General features: G+C 56.3%; 15 protein-coding genes and 1 pseudogene. 12 read left to right on the top strand and 4 right to left on the bottom strand.

Going from position 1 to position 18726, the window contains the following annotated elements; translation table 11 throughout:
• The first annotated feature begins 672 nt into the window (after nt 1–672).
• From guaB to AACX78_RS13745, 6 genes are all read left to right on the top strand, one after another.
• Nucleotides 673–2136 (top strand): IMP dehydrogenase, encoded by a 1464-nt coding sequence (gene guaB, locus AACX78_RS13770; RefSeq protein WP_017412971.1) that lies wholly within the window; start codon nt 673–675, stop codon nt 2134–2136.
• An 83-nt stretch (nt 2137–2219) separates the two neighbouring features.
• A complete protein-coding gene (gene guaA / locus AACX78_RS13765; RefSeq protein WP_159166540.1) occupies nt 2220–3800 on the top strand; it encodes a glutamine-hydrolyzing GMP synthase in 1581 nt (526 codons plus the stop codon).
• A 383-nt stretch (nt 3801–4183) separates the two neighbouring features.
• Complete coding sequence (locus tag AACX78_RS13760) at nt 4184–4456, top strand: hypothetical protein (RefSeq protein ID WP_005315337.1); 273 nt, start codon at nt 4184–4186, stop codon at nt 4454–4456.
• Nucleotides 4457–4770: 314 nt separating this feature from the next.
• On the top strand, nt 4771–5505 hold the full coding sequence (locus AACX78_RS13755) for a hypothetical protein (protein WP_236556334.1): 735 nt from the start codon (nt 4771–4773) through the stop codon (nt 5503–5505).
• A gap of 140 nt (nt 5506–5645) precedes the next feature.
• A complete protein-coding gene (locus AACX78_RS13750; protein WP_159166538.1) occupies nt 5646–6098 on the top strand; it encodes a hypothetical protein in 453 nt (150 codons plus the stop codon).
• 109 nt (nt 6099–6207) lie between these two features.
• On the top strand, nt 6208–6543 hold the full coding sequence (locus AACX78_RS13745) for a hypothetical protein (RefSeq protein WP_234928222.1): 336 nt from the start codon (nt 6208–6210) through the stop codon (nt 6541–6543).
• A 296-nt stretch (nt 6544–6839) separates the two neighbouring features.
• Here the strand turns inward: AACX78_RS13745 and AACX78_RS13740 are convergent, their stop codons facing one another.
• On the bottom strand, nt 6840–7667 hold the full coding sequence (locus AACX78_RS13740; RefSeq protein WP_159166537.1) for a bifunctional transcriptional activator/DNA repair enzyme AdaA: 828 nt from the start codon (nt 7665–7667) through the stop codon (nt 6840–6842).
• 51 nt (nt 7668–7718) lie between these two features.
• Nucleotides 7719–8483: an SDR family oxidoreductase gene (locus tag AACX78_RS13735; RefSeq protein WP_159166536.1), complete on the bottom strand. Its 765-nt coding sequence runs from the start codon at nt 8481–8483 to the stop codon at nt 7719–7721.
• A gap of 321 nt (nt 8484–8804) precedes the next feature.
• Between AACX78_RS13735 and AACX78_RS13730 the strand changes: the two genes are divergently transcribed.
• Together AACX78_RS13730 and AACX78_RS13725 are read left to right on the top strand one after the other, a co-directional pair.
• Nucleotides 8805–10178 (top strand): leucine-rich repeat-containing protein kinase family protein, encoded by a 1374-nt coding sequence (locus tag AACX78_RS13730; protein WP_159166535.1) that lies wholly within the window; start codon nt 8805–8807, stop codon nt 10176–10178.
• A gap of 223 nt (nt 10179–10401) precedes the next feature.
• Nucleotides 10402–11049: a thiopurine S-methyltransferase gene (locus tag AACX78_RS13725; protein ID WP_159166534.1), complete on the top strand. Its 648-nt coding sequence runs from the start codon at nt 10402–10404 to the stop codon at nt 11047–11049.
• A gap of 303 nt (nt 11050–11352) precedes the next feature.
• On the opposite strand, the gene AACX78_RS13720 is transcribed toward AACX78_RS13725, so the two are convergent.
• Entirely contained in the window at nt 11353–14127 is a 2775-nt protein-coding gene (locus AACX78_RS13720; protein ID WP_159166533.1) for an insulinase family protein, read from the bottom strand.
• Between the two features lie 162 nt (nt 14128–14289).
• On the opposite strand from AACX78_RS13720, the gene sixA reads away from it, so the two are divergent.
• From sixA to AACX78_RS13700, 4 genes and pseudogenes are all read left to right on the top strand, one after another.
• Nucleotides 14290–14757: a phosphohistidine phosphatase SixA gene (gene sixA, locus AACX78_RS13715; protein WP_021140381.1), complete on the top strand. Its 468-nt coding sequence runs from the start codon at nt 14290–14292 to the stop codon at nt 14755–14757.
• 133 nt (nt 14758–14890) lie between these two features.
• On the top strand, nt 14891–15097 hold the full coding sequence (locus AACX78_RS13710; protein ID WP_159166532.1) for a DUF1107 domain-containing protein: 207 nt from the start codon (nt 14891–14893) through the stop codon (nt 15095–15097).
• Nucleotides 15098–15297: 200 nt separating this feature from the next.
• Nucleotides 15298–16218: a DMT family transporter gene (locus AACX78_RS13705; protein WP_159166531.1), complete on the top strand. Its 921-nt coding sequence runs from the start codon at nt 15298–15300 to the stop codon at nt 16216–16218.
• 104 nt (nt 16219–16322) lie between these two features.
• Nucleotides 16323–16682 (top strand): annotated as a pseudogene (locus AACX78_RS13700) (transposase domain-containing protein); the annotation flags it as partial.
• 123 nt (nt 16683–16805) lie between these two features.
• Here AACX78_RS13700 and AACX78_RS13695 read toward each other — a convergent pair.
• On the bottom strand, nt 16806–18422 hold the full coding sequence (locus AACX78_RS13695) for a peptide ABC transporter substrate-binding protein (RefSeq protein ID WP_159166530.1): 1617 nt from the start codon (nt 18420–18422) through the stop codon (nt 16806–16808).
• Nucleotides 18423–18726: the final 304 nt, after the last annotated feature.

Below are 18726 nucleotides of genomic sequence, written 5' to 3'. Positions count from 1 at the left end.
TATTATCAATCGCGTTTTAATCATCTGGTGCACGTTTCAGCGTCGATCAGGGGGCCTGTTCAGAGCGAATGCTGGAATGAAAAGACGCGAGAGGGATCAGGTGAAATTATAAAATAAATTAAAACCCTCTATTTTTAGTTCGATTCTTCATGAGCAAGTCAAGGCGCTTAAATATTCTGGTGAGGATTTTTAGATTTGTTTATTTGATGGCTTTTTGAACATTAAAAATAGCGTTTATTTTATCTTATCAAAGGCAAGCAGTGAGGGGCCGGCAATATATAGCGACAGCTGATGGTCATTATTTTAAGTGGATATTGAGCAATATATTCACATCCGTATTCAGGTATGGACGATGAGGATCTTGTGTTGTCGGCTCATGCTCCGGTTTGCGAGGGGAGGGATGCCGTTGAGGGACTGGAGTGGGGAAGGGGGCGCAGCCGTTGGCAAGAAAAAGTCGTCGGGCGCTTTTTGCATAAAACAGCAGTCTGGCAACTCTTCTGCCCCCAAAGTGCCCTTTTAGGACTGATAATCTTGGTTTTTTGGCCCCTTGGCACGTCAAACACGGGCTACGCCATAAAAAATTCAAAAAACTTCTTTACCAGTGACCAATCGGTGAGTAAACTTCGTCGGCAATATTTTACACCCCCACTTCCTCAACGGTGAGATATTGCCATGCTCAGGATTGCCAAAGAAGCGTTAACCTTCGACGATGTACTGTTGGTTCCCGCCCACTCCGATGTTCTTCCCAATACTGCCGATCTGCGTACCCAGCTGACATCCTCTATCAGCTTGAATATCCCCATGATTTCCGCTGCCATGGACACAGTGACCGAAGCCCGTCTGGCTATCGCACTGGCCCAGGAAGGGGGCATTGGCTTTATCCACAAGAACATGTCCATCGAGCAGCAGGCTGCAGAAGTGCGCAAGGTCAAGAAGTACGAGAGTGGCGTGGTCACTGACCCCGTCACAGTACGCCCTGACATGACCATTGCCCAGGTCAAGGAGCTGAGCCACAAGAACGGCTTCGCCGGTTACCCGGTCGTGACCGAGGGCAACCTGCTGGTCGGTATTATCACCGGCCGCGACGTGCGCTTCGTGATCGATCTCTCCCAGACAGTCGAACAGATCATGACCCAGAAAGATCGTCTGGTGACAGTGCGTGAAGGGGCTCCTCGTGAAGAGGTGGTTGCCCTGATGCAAAAGCACCGTATCGAGAAGGTGCTGGTGGTCAACGCCGATTTCAAACTCAAGGGCATGATCACCGTCAAAGACTTCCAGAAAGCCGAACGCAAGCCGAACGCCTGTAAAGACGAGCGCGGTCGCCTGCGCGTCGGTGCTGCCGTCGGTGCCGGTGCCGGCAACGAAGAGCGCGTTGCCGCCCTGGTGGAAGCCGGTGTGGATGTGCTGCTGATTGACTCCTCCCATGGCCACTCCCAGGGTGTGCTGGATCGCATCAAGGCGACCCGCGATGCCTATCCTGAGCTGCAAATCATAGGTGGCAACGTGGCCACTGCCGCTGGTGCCCTGGCGCTGGTCGCCGCTGGCGTCAATGCCGTCAAGGTTGGTATCGGCCCTGGCTCCATCTGTACTACCCGCATCGTGACCGGTGTCGGTGTCCCCCAAATTACCGCCATCTCCGACGCCGTTGACGCGCTGGAAGGCACTGGCGTGCCCGTGATTGCCGATGGTGGCATCCGCTTCTCCGGCGACGTGGCCAAGGCCATCGCCGCTGGCGCCAGCTGCGTCATGGTGGGCTCCATGTTTGCCGGTACTGAAGAAGCGCCGGGCGAAATCGAGCTCTATCAGGGCCGCTCCTTCAAGTCCTACCGTGGCATGGGTTCTCTGGGCGCCATGTCCAAGGGCTCCAGCGACCGTTACTTCCAGACCGACAACGCCGCTGACAAACTGGTGCCGGAAGGGATCGAAGGGCGCGTGCCGTACAAGGGCCGCCTCAAAGAGATCATTCACCAGCAGATGGGCGGCCTGCGCTCCTCCATGGGCTTGACCGGCTGCGCCACCATCGATGACATGCGCACCAAGGCCGAGTTCGTGCGCATCTCCGGCGCCGGGATGAAAGAGTCCCACGTCCACGATGTGACCATTACCAAAGAAGCCCCCAACTATCGGATGGGCTGATAAAACGGGGCTGCGGCCCCGTTTCTCCACCAGTTTTTATCCCCGAGCCTTTTGTTACAACATCAGCCTGATGCAGGAATAAAATGACTAAAGACATTCACCAGCACCGTATCCTGATCCTGGATTTCGGTTCCCAGTACACCCAGCTTATCGCCCGCCGTGTCCGTGAAATCGGCGTCTACTGCGAACTGTGGGCCTGGGACGTGACCGAAGAGCAGATCCGCGAATTCAATCCGAGCGGCATCATCCTCTCCGGCGGCCCCGAGTCCGTGACCGAGGCTGGCAGCCCCCGTGCCCCCGAGTATGTGTTCAACGCCGGTGTGCCTGTGTTCGGCATCTGCTACGGCATGCAGACCATGGCCGAGCAGCTGGGTGGCAAGGTGCAATCCTCCACCGAACGTGAATTCGGTTATGCCCAGGTGGAAGTGCTGGGCCAGACCAATGCCCTGCTGCGCAGCATCGAAGATGCCATCGCCCCCAACGGCAATGCGCTGCTGGACGTCTGGATGAGCCACGGCGACAAGGTCACCGCCATCCCGGCCGACTTCACCACCATAGCCCAGACTGCCACCTGCCCCCATGCCGCCATGGCGTGCGAGGCCAAGCACTTCTACGGCGTGCAGTTCCACCCGGAAGTGACCCACACCCGTCAGGGTGCCCGCATGCTGGAGCACTTCGTCAAGGACATCTGCGGCTGCGAATGCCTGTGGACCCCGGCCACCATCATCGACGACGCCGTTGCCCGCATCCGCGAGCAGGTGGGTGATGATGAAGTGATCCTGGGTCTATCCGGCGGCGTGGACTCCTCCGTGGTTGCCATGCTGGTACACCGTGCCATCGGCGATCGCCTGACCTGCGTCTTCGTCGACAATGGTCTGCTGCGTCTGAACGAGGGTGAGCAGGTGATGGAGATGTTTGGCGATCATTTCGGTCTGAACATCATCAAGGTCGAAGCCGAAGAACGCTTCCTCTCGGCCCTGGCAGGTGAAGCTGAGCCGGAAGCCAAGCGCAAGATCATAGGCCGCGTCTTCGTCGAAGTGTTCGACGACGAAGCCAAGAAGCTGAAAAATGCCCGCTGGCTGGCACAAGGCACCATCTATCCGGATGTGATCGAATCGGCTGCCAGCACGACCGGCAAGGCCCACGTCATCAAGTCCCACCACAACGTCGGCGGCCTGCCGGCCGAGATGAAGATGGGTCTGGTGGAGCCGCTGCGCGAGCTGTTCAAGGACGAAGTGCGCCGTGTCGGTCTGGAGCTGGGTCTGCCCTACGACATGCTCTACCGTCACCCCTTCCCGGGCCCGGGTCTGGGCGTGCGCGTCCTTGGCGAAGTGAAGAAAGAGTACTGCGATATCTTGCGCCGCGCCGACGCCGTCTTTATCGAAGAGCTGCGCAAGGCCGACCTCTACAACCAGGTCAGCCAGGCGTTCGCCGTCTTCTTGCCGGTGCGCTCCGTTGGCGTCATGGGCGATGGCCGCAAGTACGACTGGGTGATTGCCCTGCGCGCCGTCGAAACCATCGACTTCATGACCGCCCACTGGGCCCACCTGCCGTACGACTTCTTAGGGAATGTGTCGAATCGCATCATCAACGAGATCAATGGCATCTCCCGCGTGGTGTACGACGTCTCCGGTAAGCCGCCCGCAACTATCGAATGGGAATAAGCGGCTCGCGCCCTTCTGCCCTTCGAGCATAAAAATGCAAAAAAGACGCCCTTGCGGCGTCTTTTCTTTTTCCAATCGTTTGCGCCGCAATTTTCTGCTCATTAGCCGCTTTTTGGCCTCTTCGCCCCTGTCAGATATGACAGAGGCGCTTTGCGGATCCGGTACTAGGCTCTGCCATGCCAATTGAGACCGTTGCTGTGAGGTGGCGGTCGTGGCAAGAGGGGAGGGCCAACAGGCACGTTAACCAGCGCAAGATGGCCCATCGTCATACCATTGAACTTTCTCGGTATGTCACCCCGGTGGAGACCAGCAACCACTTGAATCAACGGGGCGGAACCCGAACAGCCATACGAGTAGGGACAAGAGATCACGGAGGCTTTGTTATGTCAGAACAAGCAGTGTTGGTGGGTGGATGGACCGCATATCACAAGCTGACCGCCGAGGATCAGGCGGTATTTGACCAGGCGCTGAAAGGATTTGTCGGGGTGCAGTACGTACCCTTTGAAGTCTGCACCCAGGTGGTGGCCGGCACCAACTACCGCTTCAAGTGCAAGAGCACAGTGCCGCTTGCCAAACCGATCCATGGCGAAGCCGTGGTGCAGATCTTCCAATCCCTGGATGGCTCGGCCCATATCACCTCCATCACCCCGATCTGATTGGGTGGTGGGGCATGGCGGGGAGGGAGAATAACCTCCAAGCTTTTTGCTCCAAGTCCTGAAAATAAGAAAGACGCCTTAGGGCGTCTTTTCTTTATCTATGATCTGGCACCGCAGATATATGTCCAGCATTGATACTTCTTATTTAATTTCTTGATCTTGCTCAGGAAACTGCCATCTCACTCTTTTTCTTCTCTGACTTGCTCGTTAGTATATCCGTCTGGATATGGCCTCCTTGTAGTCACCAATGAATCAGACCAGAGATATCGCATTGATCAAAAGCACTAAACTGGTTGGTAATGTTATGAATTAACATGATTTATTATGGCGATCATGATGATGAGGCGGAGTTGTATGGATGGTTTTTATACCGACTTTCATCTAATCACTGTTATAACTATAGAGATAATTCAGTGGACCAATTTTTACAAGCAAATGTACTAAAAGCAGATTTAGTAACTATTGATGCTCAGTTTACGGAAAAGGGCATAGGTGATATGTCTACTATGATTTTGTTGAAACAAAGTCTGATATCAGTAGCGAATTTCGTCGATTTTGAAGTTACAGTTCGTCAAGTGTATAAAAAACACCCGGAGTTGAGTGAGTACTATAAATCATTCTCCAAAGAGTGTGACTTTGCGAAGTACTTAAGAAACAAATTTGTAGGTCACTTAAAGCAAGAATTAGTTAACAAGGCTCTTGAGTGGAACCCCGAGATTCGGATGCTTATTACTAACATGGATGACCCTATCTCTGCATATTTAGTAAACCTACTTATTTTGGAAACTGCGATTAACACATACGTTGATGGTGAGGAAAAGCATAAGATATTTGAGACTGAAACAAGTTTGAGTTACCCGCCTGATAACACGAGGTTTCAAAAGTTTTTGACTAAAATTATTCGATTTTCTATAGAATACCTCGGAAAATACTTAGAGATAAGACAGCAAGAGATGCAACTTAAAATTAATGAAGATAGCAGTTTCGATAGTATGCTGAAATTAGGCAGTGCAGCTGGAAAAACCAAATTTAGCTTTATAAAAAAATAATTATAAAAAGCATTTAAGAGTGGTTCCCAACGCTTGTCATTTTTCATTCCAGAGTTGTGTTTCGTATTTTTTAGGTGATTGAGGTTTGGTGGTAGTGTAGCTAAATATTTAACGTGGCGTTAGAGCTTACATGGGGTGTTATGAAAATAGCCATTAAAGAAATAATATTGGTAGCTTTGACAGGTTGCTTTCCTGCATTATTAATTCAATATAACGATGGTGTCGGCAAACTTAAGGATTTTGTGTCTGGCGCTATAGTGCCTAATTATATTTTTTATTATTTCTTATCGTTTTTTGTTCTGCATTTATTGTTGACAATCTTTTGTTGGTTATATGGATATAGGTTTAGTCCTGAAAAGCAGAAAGAGGCAAAGCAAAAAATTATTTATATAGGAGAGGTCGGTGATAGTACATTGGGTATCTATCGTCTTACTTCAGGGCTCTTATTTGCGATTCCAATTATATGGAAGTTCACTGAGCCGCATACAATAAAAAGCCTTGAGTTTGTAGGGTTGACCTCTTACGCATTACTGTTTTTAGTCGGTGTTACAGTAATATCAAACATAAATTTTTGGGCGAAAAGTAAGCTCTAGCAAAGCCATCATGAAAGGTACGAAAACTTGGTTGTGTGTATTCGATCTCCAATTTTAGTCGAGCTTTTTTCGCCCCATATAGCGGAGCTAGGCACCAGAGGAAAATATCGTGACTGTAAAAAGGATTCAAGCAGGACAATATTCTGTTTCAGATGGAAGAACTATCGTTAAAGATGGTTCTAGTTGGTATGTGTTAAACAACGACGGTAAGCATGATTTCGGTCCATTGCCAACACTGGCGGCAGCAAAGCAATATGTATCTGATGGAACAACGCCTACCGGTGAACATAATTACGCTACAAAATACGGAAAAAGGCAGAGTAAGAAAGAATTTAATGCTTACTTAGCGTCAGAGGCAAAAAATGGTAATCTTGGTCCATTAATTTTCTATCTTCTAGTTATGTTGGTTATTTGCATTTTCTTTTTCGTTGTGCGTGGCTATTAGTACCATAGGGAGCAATGAAATTGAACCGCTAATTTGGTTTCTGCGGTTTTGCTCAAAAGCCGGTTTGCAAACGGTGCAATGCGCTGCGCTTATTGCACCCTACGTCTCTTCGTCAATTCGCTGGGGGGGCTGAGCGCCATGTCTTGCCAAGGCAACCAAAGGGGCGATCTGCGCCCCGATTCTTCTGATCTCCTCGCTTTATATCGCCATACGCTGTCGGGTGCTGCCTGATAGTCTGCTGACTCACTACCAAGATTCCTGTTTTCCTCATCAGGCCGAGCAGAATAAGGCCACGCTCACTCATACCTCGCCGCTTCCCAGGCGTGTATCGCCTGTTTGCGGGTTTCGCCCCAGTGATAGCCGCCGAGTTTGCCGTTTTGCTGGATGACCCTGTGACAGGGGATCATCAAGGCGACGGGGTTGGCCCCCACCGCCAGCCCCACGGCGCGGGCGGCCTTGGGGTTGCCGACGGCGCTCGCCACCTGGGCGTAGCTCACCACCTTGGCTGGCGGGATCTGCAGCAGCGCCCGCCAGACGCTGATCTGAAAGTTGGTGCCGCTCACGTGCAGCGAGATGGGGCGATCCGCCTTCTTGCTGCCATCGAACATGGTGTTGATGACCCCCTGGGTGCGTGATGGCGATTCTCGCAGCTCCGCCTCGGGCCAGTGTTGGGTGAGGGCGGCCAGCGGTGCCTGTGGGGCCTTGTCATCGAGAAACGAGAAGTTGCATACCCCTCGCGGGGTCAGGGCGACGAACGCCTGGCCGAAGGGGGTGTCGTGCACCCCGTGATCGATGACCAGCCCGGACCCGCGCTGTTTGTACTCCCCCGGCGTCACGGCTTCGAGCTGCACGAAGTGATCGTAGAGCCGCGAGCCGCTGCTAAGGCCCAGGGTATCGGCCACCTCCAACAGCGGGCGCGACTCCTGCAGCAGCGCCTTGGCCCGATCCAGGGTCAGCACCTGCAAGTAGCGCTTGGGCGTCACTCCGGCCCAGCGGCTGAACAGCCGCTGGAAGTGAAAGGGACTTAAGTGAACGTGCGCCGCTATCTCGTCCAGGGTGGGTTGGCGCTCCACCTGGCTTGCGATAAAACGGATGGCATCGGCGATGCGGGCGTAATCAGACATAAGGCGCTCTCACGATGGGTGTGTAGCCACAGGATCTTGGGTGCGACAAGGTCATGTGCGACAAATAGATACCCCACCATCGGCCAGCAGGGCAATGCCGGTGGTAAAGCTCGATGCATCGGACGCCAGATAGAGTGCCGAGCGGGCGATCTCCTCCGGTTGGGCCAGCCGTTTGAGGGCATGCATATTCTGCACAAAGGCGAGACTCTCCGGTGTATTGGTAAAGGCCTGCCCCATGGGGGTGTCGGTGCCCCCCGGCAGCAGGGCGTTGACCCGCACCCCTTGCGCCCCATACTCGGCGGCCAGCACCTGGGTCAGGCCGATGAGGCCCGCCTTGCTCGCGGCATAGGCCGCCATGCCGGGCAGCCCCAGGGTATGGCCGACGAAGGTGGAGGTAAAGATAAGGGAGCCGCCCCCGCGCGCCAACATGGCGGGGATCTGGTACTTGGCCCCCACAAAGGCGCTGGTGAGGTTGGTATTCAGAGTCTCCTGCCACTGCGCCAGTTCAAGTTCCTGCACGCTGCCCGGCGTTCCCGTGCTACCGGCGTTGTTGAAGGCGATATCGAGCCCGCCGAAACGGGTTAGCGCGAGATCCACCAGATCGCGGGCGTAAGCCTCGCTTCTGACGTCCCCCGCCAGACTTACCGCCTGGCCACCCTCATGGCGGATCTCCTCCACCAGCAGATCCAGCGCTGGCTGGCGGCGAGCACCAACGACGACGCTGGCCCCTTCCCGGGCAAACAGGATGGCACTGGCGCGGCCGATGCCGGAGCTGGCTCCCGTGATGATGGCGACCTTGTTGGACAGTAATGACATGGCAGTTCCCTCGCTGAGTGTGTTGTGCGCCAAATGAGTGGTGCACAGGGTTGGCTGTGGGTTGGAACCTCAATAGGTTCGAACCCACTCGGGTTTGACCCCACTATGGCAACCAGCCCTCGCTGGGACGACCCGGATCTTGCTCTCTTTGTTCCCATGTCGCTTTGCTACACGTCGATGCAGGCCTTAGTGGCAACAAAAGGGGCGATCTGCGCCCCGAATTCTTTATAATGCCCCCCTTTAAAACCGCCGGACGCAGGTTCAGCGCGCGCTGATGGCTGGCTACGCCATCAGGCAGATGATCAGGATTGAGAAACGGTTATGCATACTCTGGAACAGCTGCGCGCGGGTGAACTATGCGGCGCCCGCCATTTGAAGCTTTGTGAAAATCTAACGGAGTTCCCACCCGAGATCCTGAGCCTTAAAGAGACGCTGGAGGTGCTGGATCTCACCGGCAACCAGTTAAGTGAGCTTCCTGACGAGCTGTCCGGTTTCAGCAAACTGCGCATCATTTTCTGCTCCGAGAACCGCTTTACCGAGCTGCCCGAGGTGCTGGGGCGCTGCCCGGCACTCACCATGGTGGGCTTCAAGGCCAACCGGATCGCCACGGTTCCTGCTGCGTCGCTGCCGGCGGGCTTGCGCTGGCTGATCCTGACCGATAACGCGATTGAGGTGCTGCCGGACGAATTGGGTCAGTGCGACGCCCTGCAAAAGTTGATGCTGGCGGGCAACCGCTTGACCGCCTTGCCAGAGACATTGGCCAATTGCCATCGACTCGAACTGCTGCGCATCGCCGCCAACCGGATCGAACGCTTCCCCGGCTGGTTGCTCACGCTGCCGCGCCTTGCCTGGCTTGCCTATTCCGGCAACCCCTTTAGTGAGGGGGAGGAGGCGCGGGCCATCGATGTGGATCATGTGGCTCATATCGCCACAGTGCCTTGGCGGGCGCTTGAGTTGGGTGAGTTGCTGGGGCAGGGGGCCTCTGGCGTGATCCATAGTGCCACCCGCATCACTTGCGACGGATTACAGGGGGATGGGCCGCAGGCGGTGGCGGTCAAGCTATTCAAGGGGGCTGTGACCAGCGATGGCTTGCCCCACTGCGAGATGGCGGCGTCGCTGGCGGCCGGCACTCATCCCAACCTGATCAGGGTGCTGGGGAAGGTGGCGGATCACCCCTCCGGCATGCCGGCGCTGGTGATGGAGCTGATAGATCCCAAGTTTGCCAATCTGGCGGGGCCGCCGAGTCTGGACTCCTGCCCCCGCGACGTCTATCCGGCAGGGTTGTTGTTCACTCCGACTGCCGTGCTCGCCATGGCGCAGGGCATAGCGGCTGCCGCAGGGCATCTGCATGAGCGAGGCATCATGCACGGCGATCTCTATGGCCATAACATACTGCACTCCTTACAAGGGAAGGGCCGGGTGCTGCTCGGCGATTTTGGCGCTGCCTCTTGCTACGACCGCACGGAATGCGTGCTGGCCGAGGGGCTGGAGCGGATAGAGGTAAGGGCCTTTGGGTGTCTGCTCGACGAGCTGTTGGCGCGCTGCCAGCCGCAGAGCGAGGCGCTGCAGGATCTCGCTCTGCTGGCCCGGGCATGCCTCTGCGAACAGGTGTCGCAGCGTCCCTCGTTTGCACAGATCTCGGCCAGGATAGCGGCAGTGGCTGCCATGATGGTCGCCGAGTCCGTCTGTGCCTGAGTCCGCGCGACCAGTTTGCATGTCAGCGCACGTTATGTTGGTGAGGCTGCCGATCACCCATCACATATCCATGACATAAAGATGTCAGAAAAGGGGCCTGGCGGTCCTTTTTGGTTTTGCAATCGTTTGCCTGGCAAAAATCACCCATCGGCCCGGCGCAAGGCTTGCGTGCGCCGGGTTAAGTTGTGATATTGAGGCATCTTTAGGTAACAGGGGTATTAGGATGGAAGCTGCGTTTTGGCATCAGCGTTGGGAAGAGAACCGGATTGGCTTTCATCAGGCAGACTTCAATCGCTGGCTGCAATCCTGGTGGTCTGCCCAGCAACAGGATGAACCCGTGCTGGTGCCCCTGTGCGGCAAGTCCCGCGACATGCTCTGGCTCAATGGCCTGGGGCACCCCATCGATGGTTTCGAGCTTTCTGCGCTCGCCATCGAACAGTTTTTCAGTGAAAACCAGCTCACCGAGACCCTCAGCGAGCTGGGCCCTTATCAGTGCCATCAGCACAGCTCCTTGCGCATCCATCAGGGGGATTTCTTTGCCGCCCCCGAACTGGGGCGGCGCTACCGGCTGGCCTATGACAGGGCGGCGCTGATCGCCTTGCCGACGGAGATGCGCCGCCAGTATGCGGAGCTGATGAGTCGCCTGATGGAAACCGGTGGCCAGATCCTGCTGGTGACTCTGGAGTATCAGCCGGAGCAGCAGAAACAGCCGCCCTTCTCGGTGGGGGAGATGGAAGTGCGCACCCTGTTCGAGCGCGATTTTCGGGTGGAGGTGCTTGGCCGTGCCGCAGAAGTGGATCACCCCAGGGTACTCTCCGGTCAGCTTTCCTATTTTGATGAAGTGGCCTATCGCCTGATCCGCCGGGGCTAAAAAGTGAAAGCGTGATCCAGGCCGACAAACCGGCAGGTCACCGACTCTTTGCTACCTCCTTTGACATAGATCAACGTGACAAGGGAGGGGAGTGCCTAAGATGAGCCTGTTTCTCAATCACTGTTGATATTGGCAGGTGCGCTCTGGTTTGAACCATCCGGCCGACCATCAACGCAGTGTCTGATTTTCACGCTCATGTTCACTTTTGGCGGCTTTGGTCGCAATTGTTATGGTTTTTCCAGCCGACCCCAAGGGGTCGGCTTTTTATTGGGCGGGATTGGCTGATGGGCGGGAATGCCTGCTTCAGGCCTCGAAGGTGTTGGCGGCGAGCCTGAACGCCTTGGGGTCGTCGATAAACTGGCCCGTGATGCGCTCGTCATGTTCGTGGCCCTGGCCATAACTGCAGAGGATCAGCCTGTCCGAGGTGCGTGAGCGCAGCTGTATGATGAAGCGCACCAGATCGGCACGGCTCAGCTTGCCCACCTCCTCGCAGACCCTTTCCCGCTGATCAAACCCCAGATCCTTGTTGCCTATGCTGACCCAGAGCCGCTGGCCGCGACTGCGCAGGTTGGCGTCCCGTTCGCTCAGCTGGGCTTGCAGGCCCACCTTGCTGTCTTGCCACTGTTGCTCGGTCAGCTCCAGCATGGCCAGCGGGAAGAGGTCGATGAACTCCTCCACTGCATCCAGCAAGTGCTGGGGCCCTGCCACTGGCGACTGGATATAGAAGATGAGGCCGGGGTGACGGTTGAGGGGCAGGTTGCCGGCACCGACCACGTACCCCAGCTGCTGGCGCGTGCGCAGCTCGTGGAAGAAGGTGGACGACATTATGTGGTTTGCCAGGGTGAAGCAGGCGAGATCCCGCGCCCGGGTGGTGCGGGACTGGTAGTAGAGCAGCAGCGCCGAGTCTTCGTGCTCACAGCCCTGCTCACGAATGAGGGTACCCCTGTTTTGAATGGAGATGAGCGGGCGGCGGGTCTCGGCACTGGGCTGGCTGTGGGTGCCGAGGTGGCGCTCCAGCAGGGCGGCCAGTTCGAGCGCCTCGGCGGCATTCCAGTCACCGTGAACCAGCGTTTCTATGTGTACCTCCCCGAACAGCTGGGCGACAAACGCCGGCATCTCGCCAAGTTCCACGGTGCGCAGATGGCGCAGCAACTGCTCGAACGGCGGGTTGTTTGGTTGCAGCAAACTGGTGAGCTGGTTGAACAGCTGGGAGATGGGCCGCGCCTTGGACTGGTTGTCCCAGTTGCGGATGAGCTGCTCTTTTATCTCGGCGAAGCGTCCCGGATCCGGATAGCCCAGGGTGCGGTTGCCGAGGATCATGTCGAGCAGTAGTGGCTGCTTGTCGGCAAAGCCGCTCAGGTTGATGGTAAAGCCGCCTTGGTGGGCATAGATCTGGTAGCCCAGCCCCGCCAGCTCCGCCGGGTAAGTGAGGGCGTTGAGGTGATCCGTGAGCAGCTCCACCGCGAGCCGTGCCATGGCGATGTGGCGCGGGCTTTTGACCGCGTGCTCGCTGTCGATCGAGATATAGAGGTTGCCCTTGGGCACGCTGAACTGATGCTCGTGCAGATGCCAGAGCCGAAACCCAGGCCTGTCTATGATGCAGGCGGGCATGTCGGCTTGCAGTGCTGGCTGGCGCGGATCGAGCCTGTTGCTGATAAAGGGGTTCGGCAAGGGCAGGGTGAGGGCCGGATCAGGTTCGCTCTGCTGCCAGTGGATCTTTTCCGCCTCCGTGATGATGTCGACGCCATAGGGGGTCTGATACCAGCGGGCCAGGCGATCCGTGGCCAGCTCAGGCGCCGTGATGGTCATGCGCAGGTTGTGTGGCGTGAGCTTGGCGAGCAGGCGGCGGATCAGCGCCTCGTCGTATTCGCGCATCATGTAATCGCCGTAGAGCAGATCCTCGGGCGTGTAGCTGAACAGGTTCAACACCAGGCCGGAAACGGTGTCGAGGGCCCGGCCCCTCTCCTGAAAGCGGAACGCCGACTCGAGCACGGTACGCTTCTCTTCGTAGCGCCAGCTTTCTACCCCGCCACGCTCGATGAGTTTCAGATAGCCGAACAGGGCGGCCACTATCTCGTTGACGTGTTCGAGCCCGAGCGGCGTGAGGCCAAAGCTCACCCCGAAATCCTTGAAGTTGGCACCGCTGATGCCGCCTCCGGCGGAGAGCTGGTTGACCCAGCCTTTTGCTTTCAGCAAGGAGAGCAGGCTGCCATCCCCTTCATAGCCAATGAGGTGGCTCAGGAAGGTGAGGGGTTTTTTGTCATAAAACTCATCCACATTGGGCAGCGGAAAGGTCAGCGCCAGCTTGCGGGTCTCCTTGACCGGATTGATCCGGATGCGGATGCCGAGGTCATCGATGCGATAGAGTGGAACAGTCAGGGCCGGTATTCCCAAATTGCGATTCAAAATGGGAGCGAAAAAGCGATCGCACCACTCAATCTGGGTCTCGATGGATTCAGGCGAGATCATCACCAGCGCCATGCGATCCGCGCTGTAGTGAGATTCGTAGAACCGGATGAGATCGGCGCGCAGATCCCGGCCGGGCAGATCCGCCAGGGTATCCAGGTTGCCGACCGAGAACTTGGAGAAGGGGTGGGCCGGGTTGACCGTCTCTTTATGTACCTGGTAGCTGCGGCGCACATCGTCCTGCAGCTTGAGGCGGTACTCGGAGTCGACCGCGTTGCGCTCTTTATCTACCCACTCGGGGGTGAAAGTGGGGCAGATGAAGAACTGGGAAAAACGGTCGAGACCGGCCTCGAAGAAGCCGGTGTCTATCTCGAAAAAGAAGTTGGTGAACTCGGTACCGGTCCAGGCATTGTTGCTGCCGCCATGACGGCTCATAAATTGCTGGTACTCACCAGGCTTGGGATAAGTACGGGTACCAAGGAACAGCATATGCTCAAGGAAATGAGCCATCCCCTGCCGATCAGCCGGATCGTCGAAATGACCGGTGTTGACGGCCAGGGAAGCGGCAGACTTGTCGGTGTCGGGATCGCAGATCAACAAGACCCTGAGCCGGTTTGCCAGCTCCAGATAGTGGTATTGCCGATGGTCATTAGGGCTGGCATATGGGCTCATTGGCGCGTGACTCGTGTTGGATTTATTTGAATTTAAACATGATTATCGACCCCGCTATCCAGTGAGGCAAACCCTTTTCTGAGAGGTAGCGCAATTGTTTCCCCCAGCATGGCGGGGTAAGATCCCCCCGCTATCAAAACAGGCCCGTTGGGCGAGGTTGTAATGAAAATCTACATCATGCGTCATGGCCAGGCTGGCATGAATGCGAAAACAGATGAACAGCGTCCACTGACCGAGCAGGGAATTGAAGAGTCCATTCACATGGCCAGTTGGCTGGCGCCCCAACTGGACGGGGTGCTGGATTTGGTTGTCCACAGCAATTATCTGCGCGCCAGACAAACTTGGCAGAGCATATGCAGTGAATTGCCCAAGGCCACCAGGGTCGAAGAGAGCAAGGAGATCACTCCCTATGGGGATCCTGCTTTTGTCGCAAGCTATCTCACTGCGTTGGCGGCAACACATGACCATATTTTGATGGTCAGCCACCTGCCACTGGTAGGTTATCTGGTGCAGAGCCTCTGCCCAGCGGCAGGTGCCCCCATGTTTGCCACGTCAGGCATGGCCTGTATCGAATGGCAAGATGGCAAGGGGGTATTGCTCTGGCTGGAAGGACCACATACAATACGTTAAAAGTTAATAAAAAGTTATAGATTGGTTTTTTGGGGAAGAGAGTTGCGATTTTTCCGGATTTTTATAAAGAGTTTACGGAATTATTTCGCAGAAGCTGCTGTCATACGGATACAACTGCAAGAGGTTGCAAACGATGAGAGTGTTCAAGAAGTACCTGCCACTGATGGTGGCAAAACATGTCAAAACCTTCTTCAAGGGGCGGATTTATATCCACGGCAGGGGGCGTTTTGATTTCCAGTCAGGCTTGCTGATGATGCCAACACCAGCTGACATACCCCACCGCCAGACCGTGGTCGAGGTCAATGAGATGATCTCCAGACTGCACATGGATACGGCATAAGTTCTGTGCCATCCCATCCAGCCGCTTCATGCCCGCCACTGTGCGGGCATGATTGTTTTCAGCCCTGACATGGCCGAATTGGCTCAGCTCGATCTCGGTTCAACGTCACCCGCATTCTCAAGGCCGGCCTGTGCTTGCGAATCTTGTTTGCCCCCTTATACTCCCGCCTGAAATACCGGATCGTTTCTGTGGACAGCGCTATGCCTCTTGCCTTTTTGTTTCCCTTCTCCTGCATGGCCATCTGGTCTGGCAATGCCATTGTCAGCAAGCTGGCGGTTGGATTGCTTTCACCCGCGGCACTGGCCTGGTCGCGCTGGATGGTGGCCGCCATCATCTTGACGCCTTTCCTCGCACACAGGGCCTGGCGGGATCGCGCCAAACTGCGGGCCGGCTTCTATCAGCTGGCGACGCTGGCCCTGCTCGGCATGGTGCTGAACCAGACCCTGGGGCACTACGCAGCGCAAACCCTGGGAGCCACTGAGATAGGTCTGATGATGGGGCTGACACCGCTGATGACGGTACTGCTCAGTATCTGGCTGCTGCGTGAGCGCCCCACCTGGGGAGCTCTACTCGGTGGGCTTATCTCCATTCTGGGGCTGACCATCTTGCTGGGACAGGGGGATCCGTCCCGTCTGTTTACCCAGGGCATTCATATCGGCTCTGTCTACATGCTGCTCTCGGCAGGCACCTATGCCCTCTATAGCGTCCTGCTCAAAAAGTGGGATCTGGGGCTGGACAACTGGTCCATGCTCTACGGCCAGGTGCTGTGCAGCCTGCTGTTTCTCACCCCGTTCTACCTGCTGGTGGACGGGCAGTGGCCAGATGGCCGCGCGCTCTGGCTCATCCTGTATGCGGGGATCCCCACTTCGGCACTGTCGCCTTGGCTCTGGATGCAGGGCATAGCCCTGCTGGGGGCAAGCCGCACCACCATCTTCATGAATCTGCTGCCAGTGATGACGGCGGCACTGGCCATCAGTTGGCTGGGGGAAACGCTGACCAGCTATCACCTGATAGGGGGTGGCATGACCCTGCTTGGGGTATTGCTGGCGCAACTGCTGGTGCAGCCTGTGGTGCTGCGTAGTCGGGCCAGGGTGGCACTGGCGAGCTGTCGGGAAGATTGAAAAAAGACCGCCTTCGAGGCTAATGCCGATCAGTTAAGGATCCATTGACCGATCCTGCTGATGTGTAAAAATCCGAAACCTGTTGATTTGGTTTCGGATTTTTTATGCGTATTGAACAGGCCCTCGACTTCCTTCACGCCAGCAATGCTGCCCAGTTTGAGTCACTCTCCGACCTCATTCCCAACGAGCTCATCACCACTCTGCTCGCCGAAGAGGGCGTCGCTACCCTGCGCCGTCGCCGCATGCCCATGGAGCGTTTGGTCTGGGCCATCATCGGCATGGCCATCTTCCGCCATGTCCCCATGACCCAGCTGGTCAATCAGCTCGATATCCTCTTGCCCGGTGACCGCCCCTTTGTCGCCCCCAGCGCCTTCCTGCAAGCTCGCCAAAAGCTTGGCCACAAGAGCATTGAGCGGCTATTTCGGCAGTTTGTGCTGCCGGCACGAAGGGAACGAAGCTACCCCCGCTGCGTGAAGCCAAGGCCACAGAAATACAGTGTAAAAAAAGCCAATAAAAACAATGCCAGTCAGGCTTAACTGACTGGCATTAGCCTTCGAGGCGGTCTTTCTGTTTAGGAGGTCAGGGCGTTACTGCGCGGTGAGATAGAGGTCTTTCGAATAAACTACGTCTTGCGGGTTCTGATAGGGATAGCCCTTGATATTGGGCTTGAGCAGCCGTGACTTGACATAGAAGTAGACGGGGGCGATGGGGGCCTCTTGGTCGATCAGCGCCTCGGCCTCTTGATAGAGGCGGTTGCGCTCGGCTGGATCCTTGGAGTCATGAGCCTTCGCCAGCAGGGCATCATACTGCTTGTTGAACCACTTGCCGCTGTTGGCGCTGCTGCTGGAGGTCATGATGTCGAGGAAGGTCGAGGCATCGTTGTAATCCCCGTTCCACGAGTAGCGACTGACGGTAAAATCCCCCTCATTGAGCGCGGACACCATGGTCTTCCACTCCATGTTGTTGAGCTTGGCGGTAACCCCCAAGTTGCGCTTCCACATGGAGGAGATGGCCAGGGCTATCTTCTTGTGGCTCTCGTTGGTGTTGTAGAGGATGTCCACATCCAGCGGCTTGCCCGGGCCGTATCCTGCCTCGCTCAGCAATGCTTTCGCCTGTTTGATCCTCTCCTCCTTGCTCAGCAACTGGCTGGCAGGGCGCTTGAGCTCGAAGCCGTCTACGCTCGGCGGGGTCAGGCTGAAGGCGGAGAGCTGACCTTGTCCCAGGATCTTCTCGGTGATGGTGTCTCTGTCGATGGCAAGCGAGAGCGCCTTGCGCACTTTGGGGTTGTCGAACGGTTTGCGCTGGGTGTTGAACACATAGTAATAGGTGGCGAGCATGGGGGCGTTGACAAGCTCCTCCGGGCTTTGGGTCTTGAGCTGCTTGTACTGCTCCAGCGGATAGGGCGTGTAGTGCAGTTCCCCTGCGCGATAGCGGTTGTAGGCGGCGGTGTCAGAGACTATCTCCAGATAGAGCACCTTGTTGAGCACTGTGTTCTCGTTATCCCAGTAGAGGGGATTGCGCTCTGCGATGAGGCGCTCGTTGGGGGTCCACTCCTTGAGCATAAAAGCGCCGTTGGAGACGATGTTGCCCGGCTTTACCCACTCATGACCGAACTTCTCTATGGTCGCCTTGGGCGCGGGGAAGGTGGTGTAGTGGGAGAGCGTCTTCAGAAAGAAGGGCACAGGGTTGTTCAGGGTGATCTGCAGGGTGTGCGTATCGAGGGCCTTGATGCCGAGGGCATCCGGGCTTTTTTTACCCTGTACCACGTCGCTGGCGTTGGTGACGCCGGTCAGCTCGATGAACCAGGCATAGTTGGAGGCGTTTCTGGGATCCGCCGCCCGTTGCCAGCCATAGACATAATCTGCCGCAGTCACCGGCTCGCCGTTGGACCATTTGGCCTCGGGTCTCAGCTTGAAGGTGTAGACGGTGCCTGTGGTGTCGAGTTCATAGCCAAGCGCCCCGGCGGCTTGCAGCTTGCCGTCGCCATCCAGGGTATAGAGCCCCTCGAACAGGTCGTTGACGATGTCGCTGCCCGAGCTCTCTTCCACCATCTGGGGATCGATGGAGGCGGGCTCTGAACCTATGTTGCGCACGAAGATTTGTTGATCGCCGGGTAGCAGCTGGGTGCCGACAGGTACGTTAGCCGCCAGAGTCGGTAACGCGAACAGGGCGGCAACCGTGCCGGCAATGAGTGTCCTTTTCATTGAATATCCTTATGTTTTTTTGCTTCCAAAGCCTGGTCAGTGTGCTGGATTGATCTGGAGATCTCAAGAGGTGGGCACCGGCCTTGCCATCAGCTACCCAGATAGGGGGGCCAAGTGGGCCGTTGCACCCATCATGGCTGCCTGTTCGTGATTTTTTGCTGCGAATTAACATGATGAAAGTCACCAATTGGCACTGGTTTTATGCCCTTTTGATGGGGTGGCGAGGTGTAAATCGCACGTTTATCCAGCGGCTTAATTCGCTGCAAAAACAAAAAACAGGCGTTACATTAGGTTACAAAACAAG

Source organism: Aeromonas sp. 9A, assembly GCF_963900955.1.
Lineage (GTDB): Bacteria > Pseudomonadota > Gammaproteobacteria > Enterobacterales > Aeromonadaceae > Aeromonas > Aeromonas salmonicida.
This window is presented reverse-complemented; position numbering and strand designations above follow the sequence as displayed.